The following is an 18,846-nucleotide window of genomic DNA, read 5'->3' as shown; positions in this document are numbered from 1 at the left end:
GATCGCAGACGCCTATGACTTTCTGAGGCCTGTCCCGAGGAACTTGAGGGGGAAGATGGAATTCGTTTGTTTTTCAAACCAAAACTATCGGCGTGATCACATAAATGGCTGGAAGATCGTCGATTTAACTTCCATTGCGACTGATTCGACTCGGGCATGCCGTTTCGTCAAGGTTAATCCTCATAAGTTTTTCCCAAAGCACGAGATGTCTTTGTGGCTTGATGGAAATATATCATTCAATGAAGGCCTCCTTCCGCACCTCGAAAGCTTTAATAACAGCAGTAAAAAGATTGTTGGTGTTAAGCATCCGACGAGGAGCTGTATTTACTCGGAGGGTAGGGAGTGCAAATTACTAAATAAAGATATTCCTGGCGTTATTGAAGAGCAGATGTCTTCGATTGAGAATTATGGGTTTCCGGAAGAATTTGGACTGACCGAGACCAATATTCTATTCCGGAAACATTTAGAGCCAAACGTGATAGACATGATGAATGAGTGGTGGCTCTGGATCGAGGGTATGTCTAAAAGAGATCAGTTGAGTTTCGATTTTTTGCGATGGAAACATCAAATCGAGATAGGCTATCTAGATCAAGACGCTCACGGTACGAATAGAGCGTTTCGGCGCGGTTTGCATCGCTCGGAGTCAATCATTAGGAATGTTTTCGCTTTTATTGAGGCCTACCAAATGGTGGTGCCGGGGCTGGCGCGTGTGGTGAACCATGCGTACGGTTTGAGTAAACGTATAAATAGACTCGAGCGCCGCATAAGCTAGCGATTTCGGGAGGGGCTCGCTTTGAAAGTACTATTGTTATGCCGTTACGACTCACTTGGTGCTAGCTCCCGAGTAAGGTATATGCAGTACCTTGAAATCTTCAAAGCGCAAGGGTGGAGGGTGGAGGTAAGCCCGCTTTTTTCTAACGCTTACCTGGAAGCTCTTTACGCGGGCAAAGGGCGAGCACGGGAAACGGTTAGGGGGTATCTGAGGCGGCTGTATGCCCTGCTACGGGCACGCGAGTTCGATGTACTGATTATCGAGAAAGAGTTGTTTCCTTTTCTTCCGGCCTGGTTCGAGCGGATCTTGGCCCAACTCAGCGTGCCCTATGTGGTCGACTATGACGACGCCCTGTTTCATCGGTACGATCTGCACAGACGGGCAGTGGTTCGGGGGCTGCTTGGCCGGAAGATCGATTCGGTAATGCGCCATTCCGCGCTGGTTATTGCCGGCAATGAGTACCTCGCGGACCGGGCGCGCGCCACGGGCGCTCAGCGTATCGAGATCATCCCAACGGTAGTGGATACCGAACGGTATCAGCCGGCCGCCAAACGCGCGGAGGGCCCGCTGGTGGTTGGGTGGATCGGTACGCCCAAGACTAGTCGCTACCTGCAACCGTTGGTGCCTGTCTTCGAAAGGCTGCACCGCGATCTAGGCGTACGCTTCGTGGCAGTGGGTGCGCGCGCGGCCGACTTCGCCAATACCCCGGTGGAGGTCTGGCCTTGGTCAGAGGTGACCGAGGTTTCGTCAATTCAGCAGTTCGATATCGGCATCATGCCGCTCGAAGACTCACCATGGGAACGCGGTAAGTGCGGGTACAAGCTGATCCAATACATGGCCTGCGGCCTTCCGGTGGTGGCTTCGCCCGTTGGTGTGAACAGGGAAATCGTAGAAGACGGGCGTAATGGCTTTCTGGCGTCGGCTACGGGTGACTGGATAGAAACTCTCACGGAGCTGGCCGGGCGTGGCGAGCAACGTGCGGCCATGGGTGCGCATGGACGTCGGAAGGTGGAGACATGGTACAGCAGAGCGGCTCAGGCGCCTCGGCTGATGGATGTCATGCGCGAGGCAGCAGAGAAGCCCGAAAATAGGATTGATGGCAAGGGGCAGGGCTAAATTGATGCAGCAACGAGAAGACGTACGCATTGCCGTAATCGGCCTGGGCTATGTGGGCCTGCCGCTGGCGGCGGAGTTCGGGCGGGTGCTGCCTACGCTGGGGTTCGATATCGACGCCCAGCGCGTGGCGGAGCTGAACCGGGGGCATGATCGCACGCGGGAGGTGGAGCCGGAGGAGCTGGCGGCGGCCGCGCAGCTGGAGATGACGGCGGACCCGGCGGCGCTGGCGGGCTGCAATGTGTTCATCGTGACGGTGCCCACGCCGATTGATGCGCACCGGCGGCCGGATCTGGGACCGCTGCTGGCGGCCAGCCGTACCGTGGGGCGGGCGCTGGGCGAGGGCGATGTGGTGATCTACGAGTCCACGGTGTATCCCGGGGCCACGGAGGAAGACTGCGCGCCGGTGCTGGCGGCGGAATCCGGCCTGACGGTGAACGAGGGGTTCTTCCTGGGCTACAGCCCGGAGCGGGTGAACCCGGGGGACAAGGCGCATCGCATTCCGGACATCGTGAAGGTGACCTCGGGTTCCACGCCGGAAGTGGCGCGGTTTGTGGATGAGCTGTACGCGCGCATCATCCGCGCGGGCACGCATCGGGCGCCGAGCATCCGTGTGGCGGAGGCGGCCAAGGTGATCGAGAACACCCAGCGGGATGTGAACATTGCGCTGGTGAACGAGCTGGCGCTGCTGTTCGACCGGCTGGAGCTGGATACCGAGGCGGTGCTGGCGGCGGCGGGCACCAAGTGGAACTTTCTGCCGTTCCGGCCCGGGCTGGTGGGCGGGCACTGCATCGGGGTGGACCCGTACTACCTGACGCACAAGGCCCAGGCGGTGGGCCACCATCCGGAGATGATCCTGGCCGGGCGGCGGGTGAACGACGGCATGGGCGGGCATATTGCCGACCGTCTGGTGAAGGCGATGATCCGCAAGGGTTTCCCGGTGGTGGGCTCGCGCATTCTGGTGATGGGGCTGGCGTTCAAGGAGAACTGCCCGGATGTTCGCAACACCCGGGTGGTAGACATCATCGCCGACCTGCAGGGCTACAACGCACAGGTGGACGTGTGGGACCCGTGGGTGGACACGGCCGAGGCGCGCGAGGAATACGCCCTGGACCTGCTGGAGGCCGGGCCGGAGGCCGCCGCGTACGATGCGGTGGTGCTGACCGTGCCGCACCGGGAGTTCGTGGCGCTGGGCGGCGAAGGCGTGCGCCGCCTGGGGCGCGAGAACGCCGTGGTGTTCGACGTGAAGTCGGTGCTGCCGGCCGAAGCGGCCGATCTTCGCCTGTAGGAGCGGCCTTGGCCGCGAACGGCGGGGTGGGCCTAACCCGCCGCCGGTTTCGCGTGCAAGCACGCTCCCACAAAAAACCAGCGCCCTGTGGGAGCGTGCTTGCACGCGAAATCCGGGCCGAGTCCGGGGCCTTGTTCGCGGTCGAGGCCGCTCCTGCAGGTGGCCCGGCGCCCCCGGTTGTCAGTTGACAACCGGGGGCGCCGGGCCTAGCGTGTAAGGACACCCATGGAACGGAGGAAACACCCCAACAAGGATGTGGAAGCCGCGCTGGCTTATGCCGAGGCTCGTGGGTGGCGGGTCAAGCAGGCGAGCGGGCATGCCTGGGCACGCATGTATTGCCCGTGGAACGACAACGAGTCTCGCTGTGGTGAGTTCTGCATCGTAAGCGTATGGAGTACGCCGCGAAATCCGCCCGCTCATGCTCGCCAGATTGTCCGTGTGGTAGACGGCTGTACCGGGGCTGTCGGGGATGAGGAACCATCATGAGTCATTACGAGTTTACGCTGAAATTCGCTATTCCATCCGATTGGGATCGTTCCTGGCTGGAAGCCCGGCTGTTCGAGGGCGGGTGCGATGATGCACTGATGGGAACGGGCCAGGAGGGGCGTCTCGCGCTTTCTTTTTCGCGCGAGGCGGCGTCGGCGTGCGACGCGGTGACGAGTGCGATACGCGACGTGCGTAACGCGGTCCCCGCAGCGGTGCTCGTCGAAGTGGCGCCGGATCTCGTGGGGGTGTCCGATGTGGCCGACCTGTTCGGCTTTTCCCGGCAGAACATGCGCAAGCTGGTGCAGACCCACCGGGACAGTTTCCCGTTGCCTTTGCACGAGGGCCGGTCGGCGCTCTGGCATCTGGCGGATGTGCTGGAGTGGTTCGCCCGGGAAGGGCGATCGGTGGACCCGGCATTGCGGGAGGTCGCGCGCGAAGCCATGCATGTGAATGTGGCCCGCGAAGCGGCTCGGCTCGACGGGCACTCCGGTACGTTGTGGCTTGGCCCTGAGCGTCAAACCCCGCTCGTGGGATGAATATTTTCGGGGGCATTTTGGCGGGGGCTTCGCGGGCGAGCCCGCTCCCACTGGGGGCAGGATTCGTTGTAGGAGGCCAGCCCTCTGGCCGATGAGGGTTGTCGCGCGAGAGTTATCGGCCAGGGGGCTGGCCTCCCACGGGGGGTGTTTGCGCGGTGGTGGTCCGGGCCCGGGGGTCTGTGGGAGCGGGCTCGCCCGCGAATGACGGGTGTATGGAATTTGTAAAAGCAATTGCCAGTTTGCATAAGTGGCGATAGGGTAGGCGCATGATACCGCGCACTGCCGAAACACTGGTCCGGGAGCTGTTGAGCGGCTTTCCCATCGTCACCGTCACGGGGCCGCGCCAGTCCGGCAAGACAACGCTGGCGCGCGCGGTGATGGCGGACCGCCCGTATCGCTCCCTGGAAGATCCGGATGTGCGGGCGCTGGCGCTGGATGATCCGCGCGGGTTTCTGTCGCAGTGCCCCGATGGGGCGGTGCTGGACGAGGTTCAGCGGGCACCGGAGTTGTTCTCCTATCTGCAGACGCATGTGGACGGCGATGGACGCATGGGGCGGTTTCTGCTCACGGGGTCGCAGCAGTTCGGGTTGATGTCCGGGATTTCGCAGTCGCTGGCCGGGCGTTCGGCGTTTGTGGAGTTGCTGCCGCTGAGCCATGTGGAGTTGGTGGAGGCCAGGCAGGCACCAACGGCTCTGGATGCGATGATGTTTACCGGTGGTTATCCGGCATTGTATGACCGGCCGCTGGCTCCACGGCACTGGTTTCCGGCGTATGTGACGGCTTACGTGGAGCGGGATGTGCGGCAATTGCTCCAGGTTCAGGATCTGGACGCCTTTCAGCGCTTTGTGCGGCTGTGTGCTGGGCGCAGTGGTCAGGTGTTGAATCTGTCATCGCTTGCGGCCGATTGCGGTATTACCCACAACACGGCCAAAGCGTGGATCTCGGTGCTGGAGGCCAGCTATGTGCTGTTTCTCCTGAGGCCGCACCATGCGAATTTCAACAAGCGGCTGATCAAGTCGCCGAAGCTGTATTTCCACGACACCGGACTGTTGTGCTGGCTGCTGGGGGTGCAGACGCCGGAACAGCTGGTGGTGCATCCGCTACGCGGACAGGTGTTCGAGACGTACGTGATTTCGGAGCTGCGAAAGGCCTTTCTCAATCGCGGCGAGCCGCCGCTCTTCCACTTCTGGCGCGACAGTAATGGCAATGAGGTCGACCTGCTGATCGAGTGGGCGGGTGGCCTGATGCCGGTGGAGATCAAGTCCGGCCAGACGTTGAATCGGGATTTTTTCACCGGGCTCGAGCGCTGGACCGCGCTGGCCGGCGATATGGCTCGTTCGCCGACGCTTATTTACGGGGGCGAGGGCGAGCACCAGCGGAAGGCTGTGCGGGTGCTGGGCTGGGACAGGGTTGGCGAGGTTGTGTCGGGATAAATGGGCCCCGCCCTTTTTGTACGCTGTTCGCGGCCAAGGCCGCTCCTACAGGGCGCGGGAATTCTGTGGGAGCGGGCTTGCCCGCGAATAACGAGATGAACCCAGGCCGTTGCCGCTTTCGCGGGCGAGCCCGCTTCCACAGAGCGACGCGGCAGAAGTCGGTGTTCCGGGGCATGGGTTCCTCCGGGATGTGCCGTCCGGGACGATTGTAGTTCAGGGTGCGCGTACGGACGAGCGGGCGCCTGGGGAATGTTCCGAGTGAGGAAAATGACACGGGAAAACAACGGAGTGCGGGGGAAACTGTTGTTCGTGGTCAACGACTTCGGCTTTTTTGTGTCGCATCGGCTGGCCGTGGGCGTGGGTGCCCGGGATGCAGGGTTTGATGTGTACGTGGCGGCGCCGGGCGAGCCGCCGGCGGAGCTCGGTGAGCAGGACCTGAAGGCCGTGCCGGTACCGATATCGCGACGCGGTGCCAACCCGTTCGCCGAGGCGCGCTCGCTGTGGGCGTTGTATCGGCTGTTCCGGCACCTGCGGCCGGACCTGGTCCATCTGGTGACGATCAAGCCGGTGCTGTACGGCGGGATGATGGCGCGGCTGGCGCGAGTGCCGGCGGTGGTGTCCGCGATTTCCGGATTGGGGACGCTGTTCACCACGTCCGGCGGGCGTGCCGGCTTGATGAGACGGGTTGCCCAGGCCATGTATCGCGTAGCCCTGGGCCATGGAAACCAGACTGTGATCCTGCAGAATCCGGATGATCGGATGGCCTTGATCCGGGAGGGTGGTCTCAGGGAGGAGAAGACGGAAATCATCCGCGGCTCGGGAGTGGACCTGGAAGGGTACGCCTGCCACGCCGAACCCTTAGGAACCCCCGTAGTGGTGATGGCGGTTCGTCTACTGCGCGAGAAGGGGATCGAGGAGTTCATCGAGGCCGCCCGGCTGGTGGTAGCGCGGGGAGTCCAGGCCAGGTTCCTGGTCGTGGGCGACCCCGATCCGGGTAATCCGTCGTCGGTCAGCGCGGAGGACGTGGATCGGTGGAGGGCAGAGGGTGTTGCGGAGTTCCTCGGTTTCCGGCAAGACATAGCCCGGATCTTCCGTGAGAGCCATGTGGTGGTGCTTCCGTCCTATCGAGAAGGGCTGCCGAAGGTGCTGATCGAAGCGGCGGCCTGTGGCCGGGCGGTGGTCACCACGGATGTGCCCGGCTGCCGCGATGCCATCGAGGACGGCGAGACCGGGGTGCTGGTGCCGGTGCGTGATGTGCCGGCGCTGGCCGATGCGCTGCAGGCGCTTGTGGAAGACCCGGAAAGGCGGCAGGCCATGGGGCGTGCCGGGCGGGCGCTGGCGGAGCGGGAGTTCGCGATCGAGAAGGTGGTGGACGCCCACCTGGAGATTTACAGGCGTTTGCATGGAGGCCACGGCGGATGACGCAGCGGGTTCTGGTAACAGGAGCGACGGGCTTCGTGGGCGGCGCCGTGGTGCAGAGGCTGGTGGCTGAGGGCCGCTTGGTGCCGGTCGCGGGGTGTCGGCGCAGCGTCTCGGTGCCGGCGGGTGCCGAGCTGGCGGTGACGCCGTCGCTTGGCCCGGAAGCGGACTGGAGCAGCGCGCTGCAGGGTGTGGAGGCCGTGGTGCATGCGGCGGCCCGCGTGCATGTGATGGACGAGGACGCGGCCGATCCGCTGGCGGAGTATCGACGCGCCAATGTGGAGGGCACGCTGGCACTGGCGCGGCAGGCGGCGCAGGCGGGTGTGCGGCGGTTTGTGTTTGTCAGCTCCATCAAGGTGAACGGGGAGCAGACTGCGCCCGGCAGCGCCTTTTCCGCGGCGGATGCGCCGGCGCCGGAGGACGCTTACGGCGTCTCCAAGGCGGAGGCGGAGGCGGCGCTGTTTGCGCTGGGGCGCGAGACGGGGATGGAGATCGTGGCGGTGCGACCGCCGCTGGTGGTCGGCCCGGGCGCCGGTGGCAACTTTGCGCGCATGGCGCGCTGGGTGGGCAAGGGCGTGCCGCTGCCGCTGGGCGCGGTGACGCGGAATCGGCGCTCGCTGGTGGGGCTGGACAACCTGGTGGATCTGCTGGTGACGTGTCTGGAGCATCCGGCGGCGGCGAATCGGGTGTTCCTGGCGGGGGATGGGGAGGATCTTTCCACCACGGATCTGTTGCGCCGGGTGGCGGTGGCGATGGGGCGGCGGGCGCGGTTGGTGCCGGTGCCGCCGGTGGTGTTGCGGGCTGGGGCGCGTGCGGTGGGGCGCGGGGAGATGGCGCGGCGGTTGCTGGATTCGTTGCAGGTGGATATTTCGGATACGCGGGAGACGCTGGGGTGGGAGCCGCCGGTGAGTGTGGATGAGGGGTTGCGGCGGGCGGTTGTTCCGTTGGTTGGGTAGGTTTGGTGGTGTTTCCGGCTTTGGCGGGGGCTTCGCGGCCAAGGCCGCTCCTACAGGGGGTGGGGTTTGGTGTAGGGGGTAGCCCTTGGTCGATGGGGTGTGGATTGGGGTGGTGACCGGGCAGGGGGCGGCGGGGTGCTTGATTTATGGGTTGATTCCGATATTGATTGGTTATCGGGTTGGGCGCATAATTGGGTGTTATGAAATTGCTTGCGCGAACACCTAAGCAGATTGGGACGATTGTGCGCCGGGTCCGGCGAAAGCAGGGCCTTACGCAGGCCGCGCTTGGCGAGAAGTCGGGCTTGCGCCAGGAGACGATCTCTCTGATCGAGAACGGAAACCCGGCCACCCGGTTGGAGACGTTGCTTGCGGTTCTGGCGGCGCTGGATCTGGAGTTTCATATTGCTCCCCGTGCGCGGTCGACTGCGTCCATTGAAGAAATCTTCTGATGCCGCGCACGCGCCGCCATCCGCCGCTGCGTGTCTTGCTGAATGGTCGCCTGGTGGGGTTTTTGGAGAAGTCGGCGGCCGGGGCGATCCGGTTTCGGTATGACGCCAGCTGGCTAGGCTGGGAGCATGCGCTGCCGGTCTCGCTATCGCTTCCGTTGCGGGAAGATGCCTACCACGGCGAGGCCGTGGCCGCGGTGTTCGAGAACTTGTTGCCGGATGCCGATGCCCTGCGGCGGCGTGTGGCGCAACGTGTGGGCGCCGCTGGGACGGATGCCTACAGCCTGCTGGCGGCGATCGGGCATGATTGTGTGGGGGCTTTGCAGTTTTCGCTGTCGGATGCGCAGGAGTCCGGGCCCGCTGGAGGGATTCAGGGGGAGCCGCTCGATGATAGGGGCATCGAAGAGCTGCTGGGCGGTTTGGCACAGGCGCCGCTGGGTCTGGGCGACGACGATGCTTTCCGCATTTCGATTGCTGGTGCCCAGGAGAAGACGGCACTACTCTGGCATGAGGGTCGCTGGCTCAAGCCGCATGGCTCGACGCCGACTACGCATATCCTGAAGCCCGCTATTGGGCAGTTACCCAACGGGCTGGATCTGTCGGACAGCGTGGAGAACGAGTTTTACTGCCTGCGATTGCTGGCGGCGTTCGGTCTCCCGGTCGCCCGCGCGGAGATCGGGCGCTTTGGAGGCGCGCGGGCGCTGGTAGTGGAGCGGTTTGATCGACACTGGGCGCGCGATGGGCGGTTGCTGCGCTTGCCGCAGGAGGACTGCTGCCAGGCACTGGGCGTGCCGCCGAGCCGCAAGTATCAGAGCGAAGGTGGCCCCGGGCTGGTGGATGTGCTGGGGCTGTTGCGGGGCAGTGATACGCCGGGGGCGGACCAGGCGACGGTGTTGAAGGCGCAGACCCTGTTCTGGCTGATCGGCGCCACGGATGGGCACGCCAAGAATTTCAGTGTGTTCCTGCAACCGGGCGGCGGGTACCGGCTCGCGCCGCTGTATGACGTGTTGACGATATTGCCCAGCGTGGCCAGCCGACAGGTTGAGCGCAAGCAGGTTCGGCTGGCGCTCGCTGTGGGGCGGCGCAACCACTATCGGGTGGATGGCATCCAGGGGCGGCACTTCCTGGAGACGGGCGCTTCAGCCCGTCTGCCTGCGGCGATGGTGCACGAGGTTCTGGCATCCGTGGTTCTGCAGGCCGCATCCGCACTGGATCGAGTGGAACATGAATTGCCGGCGGGGTTCCCGGCTGGCATCCATGACGCCGTTCGGCGTTCGGTGGAAGCGGGTATTCAGTCGCTGGAGCGGGTTCTTTGAGGCCAGGCCCGCAGGGGCGGCACTCGGTGTAGGAGGCCAGCCTCTGGCCGATGGGGCCTGTCCAACGTCCAATCGGCCAGGGGGCTGGCCTCCTACGGGGCGTTGTTGGTTGGGATTTAGGAGGCGTTTTGATTCGGATTCTGGATGTGGTGCTGGCGTTGGTGGGGCTGGTGGTGGGTGCGCCGGTTCTGGCGTTGTTGTGGGTGCTGGGCTGGATGGAGTCGCGTTCGCCGCTGTTCCGGCAGGAGCGGGTGGGGCGGTATCAGCGGCCGTTTGTGCTGGTGAAGTTTCGGACGATGCGCCCGGATACGGCGTCGGTGGCGACGCATCTGGCGGAGTCTTCGTCGGTGACGCGGCTGGGGGGCTTTCTGCGCAAGACGAAGCTGGATGAGCTGCCGCAGCTTTGGAACGTGCTGAAGGGGGAGATGAGCCTGGTGGGGCCGAGGCCCTGTCTGGTGAGTCAGGTGGAGTTGATCGCGGCGCGCGAGGCTCGAGGGGTGTTTGCGGTGCGCCCGGGCATTACCGGGCTGGCGCAGGTGAACGGGATCGATATGTCGGACCCCGAGAGGCTGGCCGAGGTGGATGCGAAGATGATTGGGTCGCTGACGCTGGCGGGCTATTTCCGGTATTTGGTTTTGACGGTTACGGGGAAGGGTTCCGGGGATCGGGTTCGGGGTTAGGTTCCGCGCTTTGGTGGTTTTCGGGCTTTGGCGGGGGCTTCGCGGCCGAGGCCGCTCCCACAGGGGGGTAGCATTGGTTGTAGGAGGCCAGCCTCCTGGGCGATGGGGCCTGTCCAACATACAATCGGCCAGGTGGCTGGCCTCCTACAGGGGTGGCAGCGGGGCCTTGGAATGGGAGCGGGTGGAGGATATGCTTTAGGCATATGCAAAGGATGTGGGGTTGGCGATGAAGCGGCGCACGGCGAGTTTGTTCCGGAATGGACGCAGCCAGGCCGTTCGGCTGCCCAAGGGTTTTGCGTTCGATGCGGATGAAGTGGTTATCGAGAAGCGTGGCGATGCGCTGATCCTGCGGGCCAAGCCGAGGTCCTGGGATGATTACTTCCAGGGGTCTGGAGAGACCCTTCCGGATGACTTTCCCGATTCGATCGAGGATCGCGTGGCGCAGGACCGCGAGGCGTTGTGAGCCATGCGCTACATGCTGGATACGAACATCTGCATCTACATCATGAAACGCCGACCACCCGAGGTGCATGCGCGGCTGCGGGGTGTCCCAGTTGGGGAGGTGGGCCTTTCTGCTGTCGTTCTGGCGGAATTGCGGTACGGGGTTCGCCGGTCGAATCAGAGGGAACGCAGCGAGGCCGCACTGGAGCGCTTTCTGGCTTTCGCGAGGGTGTGCGACTGGCCGGAAGAAGCGGCCGAACATTACGGCGACATCCGTGCCGAGCTGGAGCGCGTAGGGACTCCGATTGGTGCAAACGGCCTTTTGATCGCAGCGCATGCTCGGGCCATTGGGGCCGTGCTGGTCACGAATAATGGCCGTGAATTCGAGCGCGTATCCGGGCTGCAGGTAGAGAACTGGGTGGCGGCGCATTGATCAGGTGTGTGCAGTAGCGCGTTGGGGGCTTCGTGGGCGACTCGCCCCCACCGGGGGCGGTATTCGATGTAGGAGGCCAGCCCTCTGGCCGATCACCCACGCCAGCCCGACGCCCCATCGGCCAGAGGGCTGGCCTCCTACGGGGGATACGAAGATTCTTTGCGTTTCGCTCGGGTCAGTGCGCGGCGATTTCGCTGTAAAAGCTGGGATTGTCCTGGATGGTGGCGAGGACCTTTGCGGCAAGTCCGGTGGGGTTGCGGCGTTTGGCTTCCCAGCTCTTGATGGTGTCGATGCTCGTTCCCATGGCCTTGGCAAATTCGGCTTGCGAAACGTGCAAGTGGGCGCGAATGGCCTTCACGTCCGCCACTTCGTGGCGTGTGACGCGGCTGGGTGCTTTCTTGCCCTGCTTGATGGCGACGGCTTCCTGTAGTGAGCTCTGGAGTTCGTCGTAGATGCTCATTGGGGAGTTTCCTCTTTTAGCCGTGAAGTCAGTGCTTTCAGGGCCACTTTTTCGGTGGCGGTGAGGTTGTCTTTCACGTTCTTCGGATAGGCCAGAATCAGATAGATGATCTGCGCACTCGCCAGAAAGTAGATGACGCGTCCGCCACCACGCTTTCCCTGGTGGCCCAACCCGATGCGGACTTTCCGTAGGCCGCCTGTTCCCTGGATCAGGTCGCCTTTGTCGGGTTGGGCGATCAGCGTGTTCTGGAGTTCTTTCAGGTCATCATCTGTAGCGATCGCCTGGAATTGCCGAGTGAACGTTGGGGTTTCAATGAATTCAATGGCATGGAGCACGTGGAGACATGTCCTTATGTCTGTACCACCCAAGCGTACAGTGTACACCATTCCGTGTTCTGGGGCGAGTCTTGCCGGGATACGGTCGAGGTTCTGCCGATCGGCGCAGGAGGCGGGTGCTGTGCCGGGTGATGGGGCTTCGGGGCATAGAAGAGGTGGGGTTGGTGGTTATCGAACGTTGGCGGGGGCTTCGCGGCCGAGGCCGCTCCTACAGGGGGATGGTTCAGTGTTTGGCGCGTGATGGGCGGGGGTCTGGCTTCTGTGGGGACTTTCCCTTAGCGTCGAGGGGTGGATGCGGGAGATGGTGATGGATGACTGGGCTGAGCGGATGGAGCAACTGGCGGCATCGGAGCGGATGCGGCTGGTGCAGGGGCTGTTGCGCGGAATGGGGTATGTGGTGGTCGAGGCGTCGGAGGACGAAGACCGGCCGTGGCTGGAGCGGGTGACGGTTCCGGCCGGTGGCGGGGGTGACGATGTGTCGCGGCTGGTGGTGGGTGTGGCAAATGATTCAACGGTCGAAACGGGGCTGGTCGAGCTGGAGCGCTTTGCCACCGGACGCGGCGCCGGTGACCGGGGAATGTACGTGAACCTGGGCGGGTTCTCGTCCGCGGCGCGGGAGCGTGCAGCGGACTTGCCGATGCCGGTGATGCTGCTGGAGGCGGAGGACCTGGCCGAGCGGTTGCGCCAGCACTGGAGTGCGCTGGACGCGGAGACACAGGCATTGCTGGGCTGATTTGTGTGCATCGATGGTTATCTCGGGAACCGCGTTGTGGTTATCCGGGGTTTCGCCGGAATGGCTCCGGCGTCGGGTGCGGTCCGGCGTGAGAGATCTGGGTTCTTACGGCATCTTCGCTGGGCCGGGCTGGAGAGGCGTAAGGGTTGTGGTTTGGTGTTTGCCCTGACCGGGTGGTTTTCGGGCTTTGGCGGGGGCTTCGCGGCCGAGGCCGCTCCTACAGGGGGCTTGTCGGGGGCGTTGTCGCGGAAACGGCGTTGCGGTTATTCGGGATCTGGGGGAGCCGGGAGTAGCGGGCTGTAGCATGGTGCCGGGATGCTGGATATGCGACGGTGTCGTGTAATGCTCGAGTTTGGTCCGATGGTGGGGTATGGCGCTACCGCTGAGGGGGCGAAAACGACCGTTGGGCATTTTTTTTGCGGATGGGGTGGAATCCTCTACTTTGTGTGCTAGTTTTTGTCGCGGGGACAGGGATGCCCCCTGAAAGAGCCGCCCGGGCACGGATGCTGGGGTGGCTCTTTCTCTTTTTGGGGCATGGGTTTATTTGGGCTTCTTGCTTGTGAGCCGGTGGGGGCTGCGGAAGGTGTTCCGTGACTGGCTTTGGCGGGGGCTTCGCGTGCAAGCACGCTCCTACGGGGGCTGTGGTTTCGGGATGCGTAGGAGCCGAGCCTCTCGGCGATCGGGGTGTTGGACAGGTCGGATCGCCCAGGGGGCTGGGCTCCTACGCTGTCCGGGGCTTTCGGGCCTGCAGGGGCCGAGCCTCTCGGCGATGGGGTGCTGGATAGGCCCGAATCATCGCCCCGGGGTGTGACGGCGTGCCCGCCCCAAGAGTGTGGGGCGGGGTTAGTGGTCCGCCGGGGGCATGTATTCGTGGCGGATGTGGTCGGGTTGTTCGGGTAGCTGGACGCCGGCGTTTTCCAGGGCCTCGGTGAGGTCCTCGCATTCGTCGAGTTCGTCGGCGCGCTTTTTCAGCGTGGCCAGGGCGTCGGCGGCTTCGGCCTCGGGCATGGTGATGACGAGTTCGCCGTTTTCGGCTTTTTCCAGGTGCATGTCGTGCTCCTTGTATTCTTGTTTGGCTTGTTGCGGCCGCGGCGGGCGCGTCAGTCCTCGATGGAGGGCTGTTTGGGGGCGTGCTCGTCGAAGGCGTGCGGGGGCTGGCGGAATTCGTTTTCCAGTTCGTAGACGCCTTCCTGCAGTACGGAGCCGAGGGCCCGCGCGCCGTTGCTGATTTCGCCGCCGAGTTCGGTGATGTTTTCGGCGATGTCCTTGGCGGCCTTCTTGTCGATCTTCAGGGTGACCGTTCCGTTTTTCAGTGTGGCTTCCATGTCGATCTCCTTGCGTTTGCGGCGACGCTGCGCCGGTGGGACCCGTCTGGAACGGGTCTGATTCGTGTCTGGTTGACCTGCATCAATACGGGTGCAGGCGATTGTCGCTAGCCTAATTCCCCTGGGTGCTGCCTCCAACGTAACGAAGAGGCGGACCATCACGACGATTCCCGCTTGTAGGGAAAGGAGAAATCAAGATGCAATCTAATGTGATGACCACGCGCCATGGTGCGCGGTTCCTCGCGCTTCTGGCGATGCTGGTTGCGCTGGCCTTTGCCGGTGCGGTGCAGGCCGGCAGTCATGGGGGCGAGCAGCCGGACATGGTGAAGGTGACGCCGAGCCCGCATTCCTTCCCGGCCACGCTTGCCGCGTTTGAACAGGAGGCGTCCGAGGCGGGGTGGAGCATCCTGGGCCGCAACAACATGGCCGGTACGCTGTCGGAGCGCGGTTTCACGATTGATCCGGTGGTGATCCTGGATGTGTGCAGCGGGCGCTACAGCGCGCAGATCCTGGAGGAGGATGCCTTCCGTCCGGTGTCCGCGTTCATGCCCTGCCGCGTGAGTATCTATCAGGACAGCCAGGGCGATGTGTTCATCTCGCGGATGAACGTGCCGGGCTTTCTGCCGATGATGCCGGAAGGTGTGGCCGAGGTGATGGAGAAGTCCTCGGAGGAGATCGAGGCGATCATCGAGCGGACCGTCGCCGAGTAACGCAATCCGGTACAGTCCGGTACTGTAACCCGGTTCTCGGGCGAGAACCGGTACGAGGGAGACGCTGATTTAATCGCACGTCCGCGTTGGTGCCCCCTGTTTTCCGAGACAAGGCGCGTCGTGTAGCGGGTAGTGGTTCTACCCGCAAGCGGCGCAACGCAGGATCGGGGAACAGGGGGCACCAACCCCACAAGCGATTGAAAGCAGGGGCTCGGCCGCTTTCGCGCGGGAACGGCGTTGCGGCTCCTTTGTGCAGAATGACTGCACCGCAGTCACCGCGCCTTGTTCGCACGCAAAAGCGACTCGAGCGCGAACGTGCGATTAAGTCAGCGTCTCCCTAGGGGCCCGCTTCGGCGGGTCCCATGCTGTTCGGGCCGGGCAGCACATCGGTATGCCGGTGACAACGGATTTGGACAGAGACCTCTTTGCGGGTGCGAATGCCTTTGGCAGTGTCGACTGACGACGTGACAACCATTGAACCAGGCCTTTGGGGCGCCGTGCGGACCGGAAACGGGGCGCGGCGCCTTTTTGCGTCTGCCGTTTGGGCGTGCGCGGGCGGTCGATGACGGACGCCCGCCACAGGACCCGTCGTTTCGCGGCCGGCTGGATCGCCGGGGGCTATGTCGTGGTGGGGGTGTTGTGGATTGCGCTGTCCGATGTGGCGCTGGCGTGGTGGGCCGGCGCGGACGTGCCTGACGCATTGACCCGCGCGAACCTGGGCAAGGGGATCGGGTTTGTGCTGGTCTCTGGCGTATTGCTGTACGCGGCGATGCGCTGGCTGCCGGCCTCGAACCCGGAGGCACCGGTGGTGGGGTCCCGTCAGGCACTCGGGCGCTTCGGCTACTGGCCCTGGTTGGCCCTGGCGGCCGCGGTGATCGGGTCGACCGCGGCGGTGGGGCTGGGCGCCTGGCAGTGGCAGGTGGCGGCCGCCGAGACGCAGGCCCGCGAGGACCTGCAACGCGCCGCGTTCCTGAAGGGGGGCGTGATTGATCGCTGGCTGGCGGAGCGTACCGGGGACGCCGTGGTGCTGGCCGAGGCGCGCGGATTCAATCTGTTCGCGGTGACGGCGCTGGAACGGCGCTCGGTGCTGGCGCTGGAGCAGGTGCGTGATCGCCTGGAGCTGATGCGCCGGGCCTATGACTACGACGGTGTTGCCCTGCTGGATGCCGACCGGCAGCCGGTGATCGAACTGGGGCGCAGCGCGCTGGATGAATCGCAGATGGATGCCGTATTGCGCGAAGTGCGGCGCAGCGCGGAGACCAGCGAACCCATCCTGCATGCCGACCCGGACGGCCGCCCGCGGATCAGCTGGGCGGTGCCGGTGCGGGATCGCGCGCGACCGCACGATCCGGTGGTGGGGTTGGTGTTGCTGTCGTCCACGGTCGAGAGCCTGCATCCGCTGTTGACGCTGACGGAGAGCCGGAACGGGCTGGATGCGCAGGCGCATATCGTCGTGCGGGGCGGCGACCAGCGGGCCACGATTGCCCGGATCAGCGCAGCCGGCGGGGTGATCATCCCGGCTCCGGCTGCGTTCCCGCGGCTACGCGAGCGGATCCTGGACCATCCGCGCGACGCGGTGGTGATCGAGCGTTTCGACAACGCGGACAGCCGCTTCTTCGCGGGTGTGCAGGGCCTGGCGCCGGCCGGCTGGGACCTGGTGCTGAAGCGGGATCTCGATGGCGTGCAGCTGGCACCCCGCCAGCAGGCGGTCTGGGCGGCCGGGGCCACGCTGCTGGTCTGGCTGGTCGTGCTGGCGGCCGGCGGGCTGCTGTGGCGCCAGCAATGGCTGCGGCGCAACCTGGCGCTGGTGCGGGCCCATGCCGACCAGGACCGGATGCTGGGGATCTTCTTCGACATGCCGTTCGTTGGTATGGCGATCTCGGGTCCGGGTGGCGAGGGCTGGGAGCGCGTGAACGCCTGTCTGGCGGACATGCTGGGCTATGCCCCGGACGAACTGACGGCGATGGACTGGAACCGGCTGGCGACCCCCGAGGATCGAGGCTGCGAGGCGGAACTGGACGCCGAGATGCGGCGCGGCGAACGCAGCGGCTACAGTGTCGTGAAGCGCCTGCTGCGGCGCGATGGCCGGGTGATGGTCGCGGATATCGACGTCAAGTGCAGCCGCACGCCCGAGGGTGCGCTGGACCGCGTCGTCGCGACGGTCGAGGACATCACCGAACGGCGCGAACAGGAGGAACGTCAGCGCCTGGCGTCGGTGGTGTTCGAAAACACCCGCGAGGGGGTGGTGATCACCGATGCCACCGCGCACATCCTGTCGGTGAACCGCGCCTTCACGCAGTTGATGGGATATACCCAGGACGAAGTGGTCGGCCGCACGCCGAAGATGTTCCAGTCCGGGCGCCACGATCAGGCGTTCTACGCGAACCTGTTCCGCGAGCTGCAGGTGAACGGCCACTGGCAGGGGGAGATCTGGAACCGGCGCAAGAACGGCGAGATCTTCCCCGAACTGCAGAGCATCACCGCGGTGCATGACAGCCAGGGTCGGCTGACGCACTACGTGTCGGTGTTCGCGGATATCTCGCGGATCAAGGCCTCCGAGGCGGAGCTCGACTTCCTCGCCCACCATGACCCGCTGACCGAGCTGCCCAACCGCCGGCTACTCCGCGCCCGCCTGACGCACGGCATCTCGCTGATGCGGCGGCGTCAGGGGCATCTGGCGCTGTTGTTCGTGGACATCGACCGCTTCAAGGACATCAACGACAGTCAGGGCCATGCGGCCGGGGATCGCCTGCTGCGCCTGGTCGCCGAGCGGCTGCAGGTGGGGCGCCGCGGGACCGACACCGTGGCGCGCCTGGCCAGCGACGAGTTCGCGGTGCTGGTGGAGAACCTGGGCCACGTGGACGACGCCGCGCTGGTCGCGGAGAACATCATCCGCGAGGTGAGCTACCCCTGTGATCTCGGGAACGGGATGGAGATGGAGGTCACCGCCACGGTGGGCATCGCGGTGTTCCCGGAGCATGCGGCGGATGCCGATACCCTCCTGCAGCAGGCCAGCACCGCGCTGTCACAGGCCAAGATGGACGGGCGCGGCAGCTATCGCTACTACTCGGACGAGTTCACCCGCGCGGCGCGCGAGCGCATCGACCTGTCCGCGCGGCTGCGCCGGGCGATCGAGCAGGATGCGCTGGAGGTGCACTACCAGCCGCAGTACAACGTCGCGGACGGCCGCCTGCTGGGGGCGGAGGCGCTGCTGCGCTGGACCGACCCGGAGCTGGGCCCGATCTCGCCGGGGCGCTTCATCCCGCTGGCGGAGCAGACCGGGCTGATCGTCGAACTGGGCGGCTGGGTACTGCGCCGGGTGATCGAGCAGGGACATCAGTGGCGCGCCGCCGGGCACCCGCCTCTGCGGCTGGCGGTGAATGTCTCGGCGCTGCAGTTCCAGCGCGTGCCCATCGACCAGCAGGTGGGGCAGTTGCTGGAGGACTTCGACTTTCCGGCGGATCAGCTGGAGCTGGAAATTACCGAGTCGGCGCTGATGGCGGATCCGAGCCGTGCCCGCCGCATCCTGCAGCGCCTGCGCGAGCGCGGGGTCCACTTCGCGATCGACGACTTCGGCACCGGCTATTCCTCCATGGCGCAGCTCAAGCGCTTCCCGGTGGATACGCTGAAGATCGACAAGAGCTTCGTCGATGGCCTGGCCGAAGAAGAGGGCGCGGGCAATGCCGACGACCGCTCGATCGCCCGGTCCATCGTCGGGCTGGGGCATGGCCTTGGACTGAGCGTGCTGGCGGAGGGCGTGGAGACCGCCGAGCAACTGGCCGTTCTGCGCGAACTGGGCTGCGACCACTACCAGGGCTACTACGCCAGCCGGCCGGTCCCGGCCGCCGAGTTCGAGAGCTTGCTGGCGGCGCCGCGCGCGTAAAGCGGGCCCAACCGCCCGGCCTCCGTTGATGCACATTGGGGTGATCGGCGCGACGGAGAGGGTCGCCCGGGAGTGGTAGGG

The 18,846-nt window shown here is 64.7% G+C and carries 19 protein-coding genes; 15 read left to right on the top strand and 4 right to left on the bottom strand.

Annotated elements, in window-relative coordinates; translation table 11 throughout:
- Positions 1-55: 55 nt before the first annotated feature.
- The 12 genes from H609_RS13560 to H609_RS0100800 all read left to right on the top strand — a co-directional run bounded on the left by H609_RS13560 (position 56) and on the right by H609_RS0100800 (position 11,319).
- Complete coding sequence (locus H609_RS13560) at positions 56-772, top strand: glycosyltransferase domain-containing protein (protein ID WP_196800883.1); 717 nt, start codon at positions 56-58, stop codon at positions 770-772.
- An 81-nt stretch (positions 773-853) separates the two neighbouring features.
- Positions 854-1,888: a glycosyltransferase family 4 protein gene (locus tag H609_RS0100850; protein ID WP_231369944.1), complete on the top strand. Its 1,035-nt coding sequence runs from the start codon at positions 854-856 to the stop codon at positions 1,886-1,888.
- 4 nt (positions 1,889-1,892) lie between these two features.
- Complete coding sequence (locus H609_RS0100845; RefSeq protein WP_028484063.1) at positions 1,893-3,173, top strand: nucleotide sugar dehydrogenase; 1,281 nt, start codon at positions 1,893-1,895, stop codon at positions 3,171-3,173.
- Positions 3,174-3,655: 482 nt separating this feature from the next.
- Positions 3,656-4,195: an AlpA family transcriptional regulator gene (locus tag H609_RS0100840; protein ID WP_028484062.1), complete on the top strand. Its 540-nt coding sequence runs from the start codon at positions 3,656-3,658 to the stop codon at positions 4,193-4,195.
- Between the two features lie 266 nt (positions 4,196-4,461).
- Positions 4,462-5,628: an ATP-binding protein gene (locus H609_RS0100835; RefSeq protein WP_028484061.1), complete on the top strand. Its 1,167-nt coding sequence runs from the start codon at positions 4,462-4,464 to the stop codon at positions 5,626-5,628.
- 267 nt (positions 5,629-5,895) lie between these two features.
- Positions 5,896-7,050 (top strand): glycosyltransferase family 4 protein, encoded by a 1,155-nt coding sequence (locus H609_RS0100830; RefSeq protein ID WP_028484060.1) that lies wholly within the window; start codon positions 5,896-5,898, stop codon positions 7,048-7,050.
- Positions 7,047-8,003 (top strand): NAD-dependent epimerase/dehydratase family protein, encoded by a 957-nt coding sequence (locus tag H609_RS0100825; RefSeq protein WP_081659400.1) that lies wholly within the window; start codon positions 7,047-7,049, stop codon positions 8,001-8,003. The genes H609_RS0100830 and H609_RS0100825 overlap by 4 nt, the downstream gene beginning before the upstream one ends.
- Positions 8,004-8,203: 200 nt before the next feature.
- Positions 8,204-8,452, top strand: a complete 249-nt coding sequence (locus H609_RS0100820; protein ID WP_028484058.1) for a helix-turn-helix domain-containing protein — start codon at positions 8,204-8,206, stop codon at positions 8,450-8,452.
- Positions 8,452-9,765, top strand: coding sequence for a type II toxin-antitoxin system HipA family toxin (locus H609_RS0100815; protein WP_028484057.1), 1,314 nt, complete (start codon positions 8,452-8,454; stop codon positions 9,763-9,765). The genes H609_RS0100820 and H609_RS0100815 overlap by 1 nt, the downstream gene beginning before the upstream one ends.
- Positions 9,766-9,893: 128 nt before the next feature.
- Complete coding sequence (locus H609_RS0100810; protein WP_028484056.1) at positions 9,894-10,445, top strand: sugar transferase; 552 nt, start codon at positions 9,894-9,896, stop codon at positions 10,443-10,445.
- Positions 10,446-10,671: 226 nt separating this feature from the next.
- Positions 10,672-10,908 (top strand): AbrB/MazE/SpoVT family DNA-binding domain-containing protein, encoded by a 237-nt coding sequence (locus H609_RS0100805; RefSeq protein WP_018867111.1) that lies wholly within the window; start codon positions 10,672-10,674, stop codon positions 10,906-10,908.
- Positions 10,909-10,911: 3 nt separating this feature from the next.
- Complete coding sequence (locus tag H609_RS0100800; protein ID WP_028484055.1) at positions 10,912-11,319, top strand: type II toxin-antitoxin system VapC family toxin; 408 nt, start codon at positions 10,912-10,914, stop codon at positions 11,317-11,319.
- Positions 11,320-11,494: 175 nt separating this feature from the next.
- Here the strand turns inward: H609_RS0100800 and nadS are convergent, their stop codons facing one another.
- Positions 11,495-11,779, bottom strand: coding sequence for a NadS family protein (nadS, locus tag H609_RS0100795; protein WP_028484054.1), 285 nt, complete (start codon positions 11,777-11,779; stop codon positions 11,495-11,497).
- Positions 11,776-12,114: a type II toxin-antitoxin system RelE/ParE family toxin gene (locus H609_RS0100790; protein WP_018875682.1), complete on the bottom strand. Its 339-nt coding sequence runs from the start codon at positions 12,112-12,114 to the stop codon at positions 11,776-11,778. Before H609_RS0100790 ends, nadS begins: the two co-directional genes overlap by 4 nt.
- Before the next feature lie 307 nt (positions 12,115-12,421).
- On the opposite strand from H609_RS0100790, the gene H609_RS0100785 reads away from it, so the two are divergent.
- Positions 12,422-12,847, top strand: coding sequence for a restriction endonuclease (locus H609_RS0100785; protein WP_026280238.1), 426 nt, complete (start codon positions 12,422-12,424; stop codon positions 12,845-12,847).
- A gap of 843 nt (positions 12,848-13,690) precedes the next feature.
- Here the strand turns inward: H609_RS0100785 and H609_RS0100780 are convergent.
- Both H609_RS0100780 and H609_RS0100775 read right to left on the bottom strand, forming a co-directional pair.
- Positions 13,691-13,897: a hypothetical protein gene (locus tag H609_RS0100780; RefSeq protein WP_018867106.1), complete on the bottom strand. Its 207-nt coding sequence runs from the start codon at positions 13,895-13,897 to the stop codon at positions 13,691-13,693.
- A 50-nt stretch (positions 13,898-13,947) separates the two neighbouring features.
- Complete coding sequence (locus H609_RS0100775; protein ID WP_018875679.1) at positions 13,948-14,172, bottom strand: hypothetical protein; 225 nt, start codon at positions 14,170-14,172, stop codon at positions 13,948-13,950.
- Positions 14,173-14,384: 212 nt separating this feature from the next.
- On the opposite strand from H609_RS0100775, the gene H609_RS0100770 reads away from it, so the two are divergent.
- Together H609_RS0100770 and H609_RS0100765 are read left to right on the top strand one after the other, a co-directional pair.
- Complete coding sequence (locus H609_RS0100770) at positions 14,385-14,882, top strand: DUF302 domain-containing protein (RefSeq protein WP_018875678.1); 498 nt, start codon at positions 14,385-14,387, stop codon at positions 14,880-14,882.
- Positions 14,883-15,444: 562 nt separating this feature from the next.
- A complete protein-coding gene (locus H609_RS0100765; protein ID WP_028484053.1) occupies positions 15,445-18,765 on the top strand; it encodes a bifunctional diguanylate cyclase/phosphodiesterase in 3,321 nt (1,106 codons plus the stop codon).
- Positions 18,766-18,846 lie beyond the last annotated feature (81 nt).

Origin of the sequence: Thioalkalivibrio sp. ALE17, from assembly GCF_000425605.1 — a bacterium.
Taxonomy (GTDB): domain Bacteria; phylum Pseudomonadota; class Gammaproteobacteria; order Ectothiorhodospirales; family Ectothiorhodospiraceae; genus Thioalkalivibrio.
Note: the sequence above shows the minus strand (reverse complement) of the source record. Positions and strands in the feature narration are given on the sequence as shown.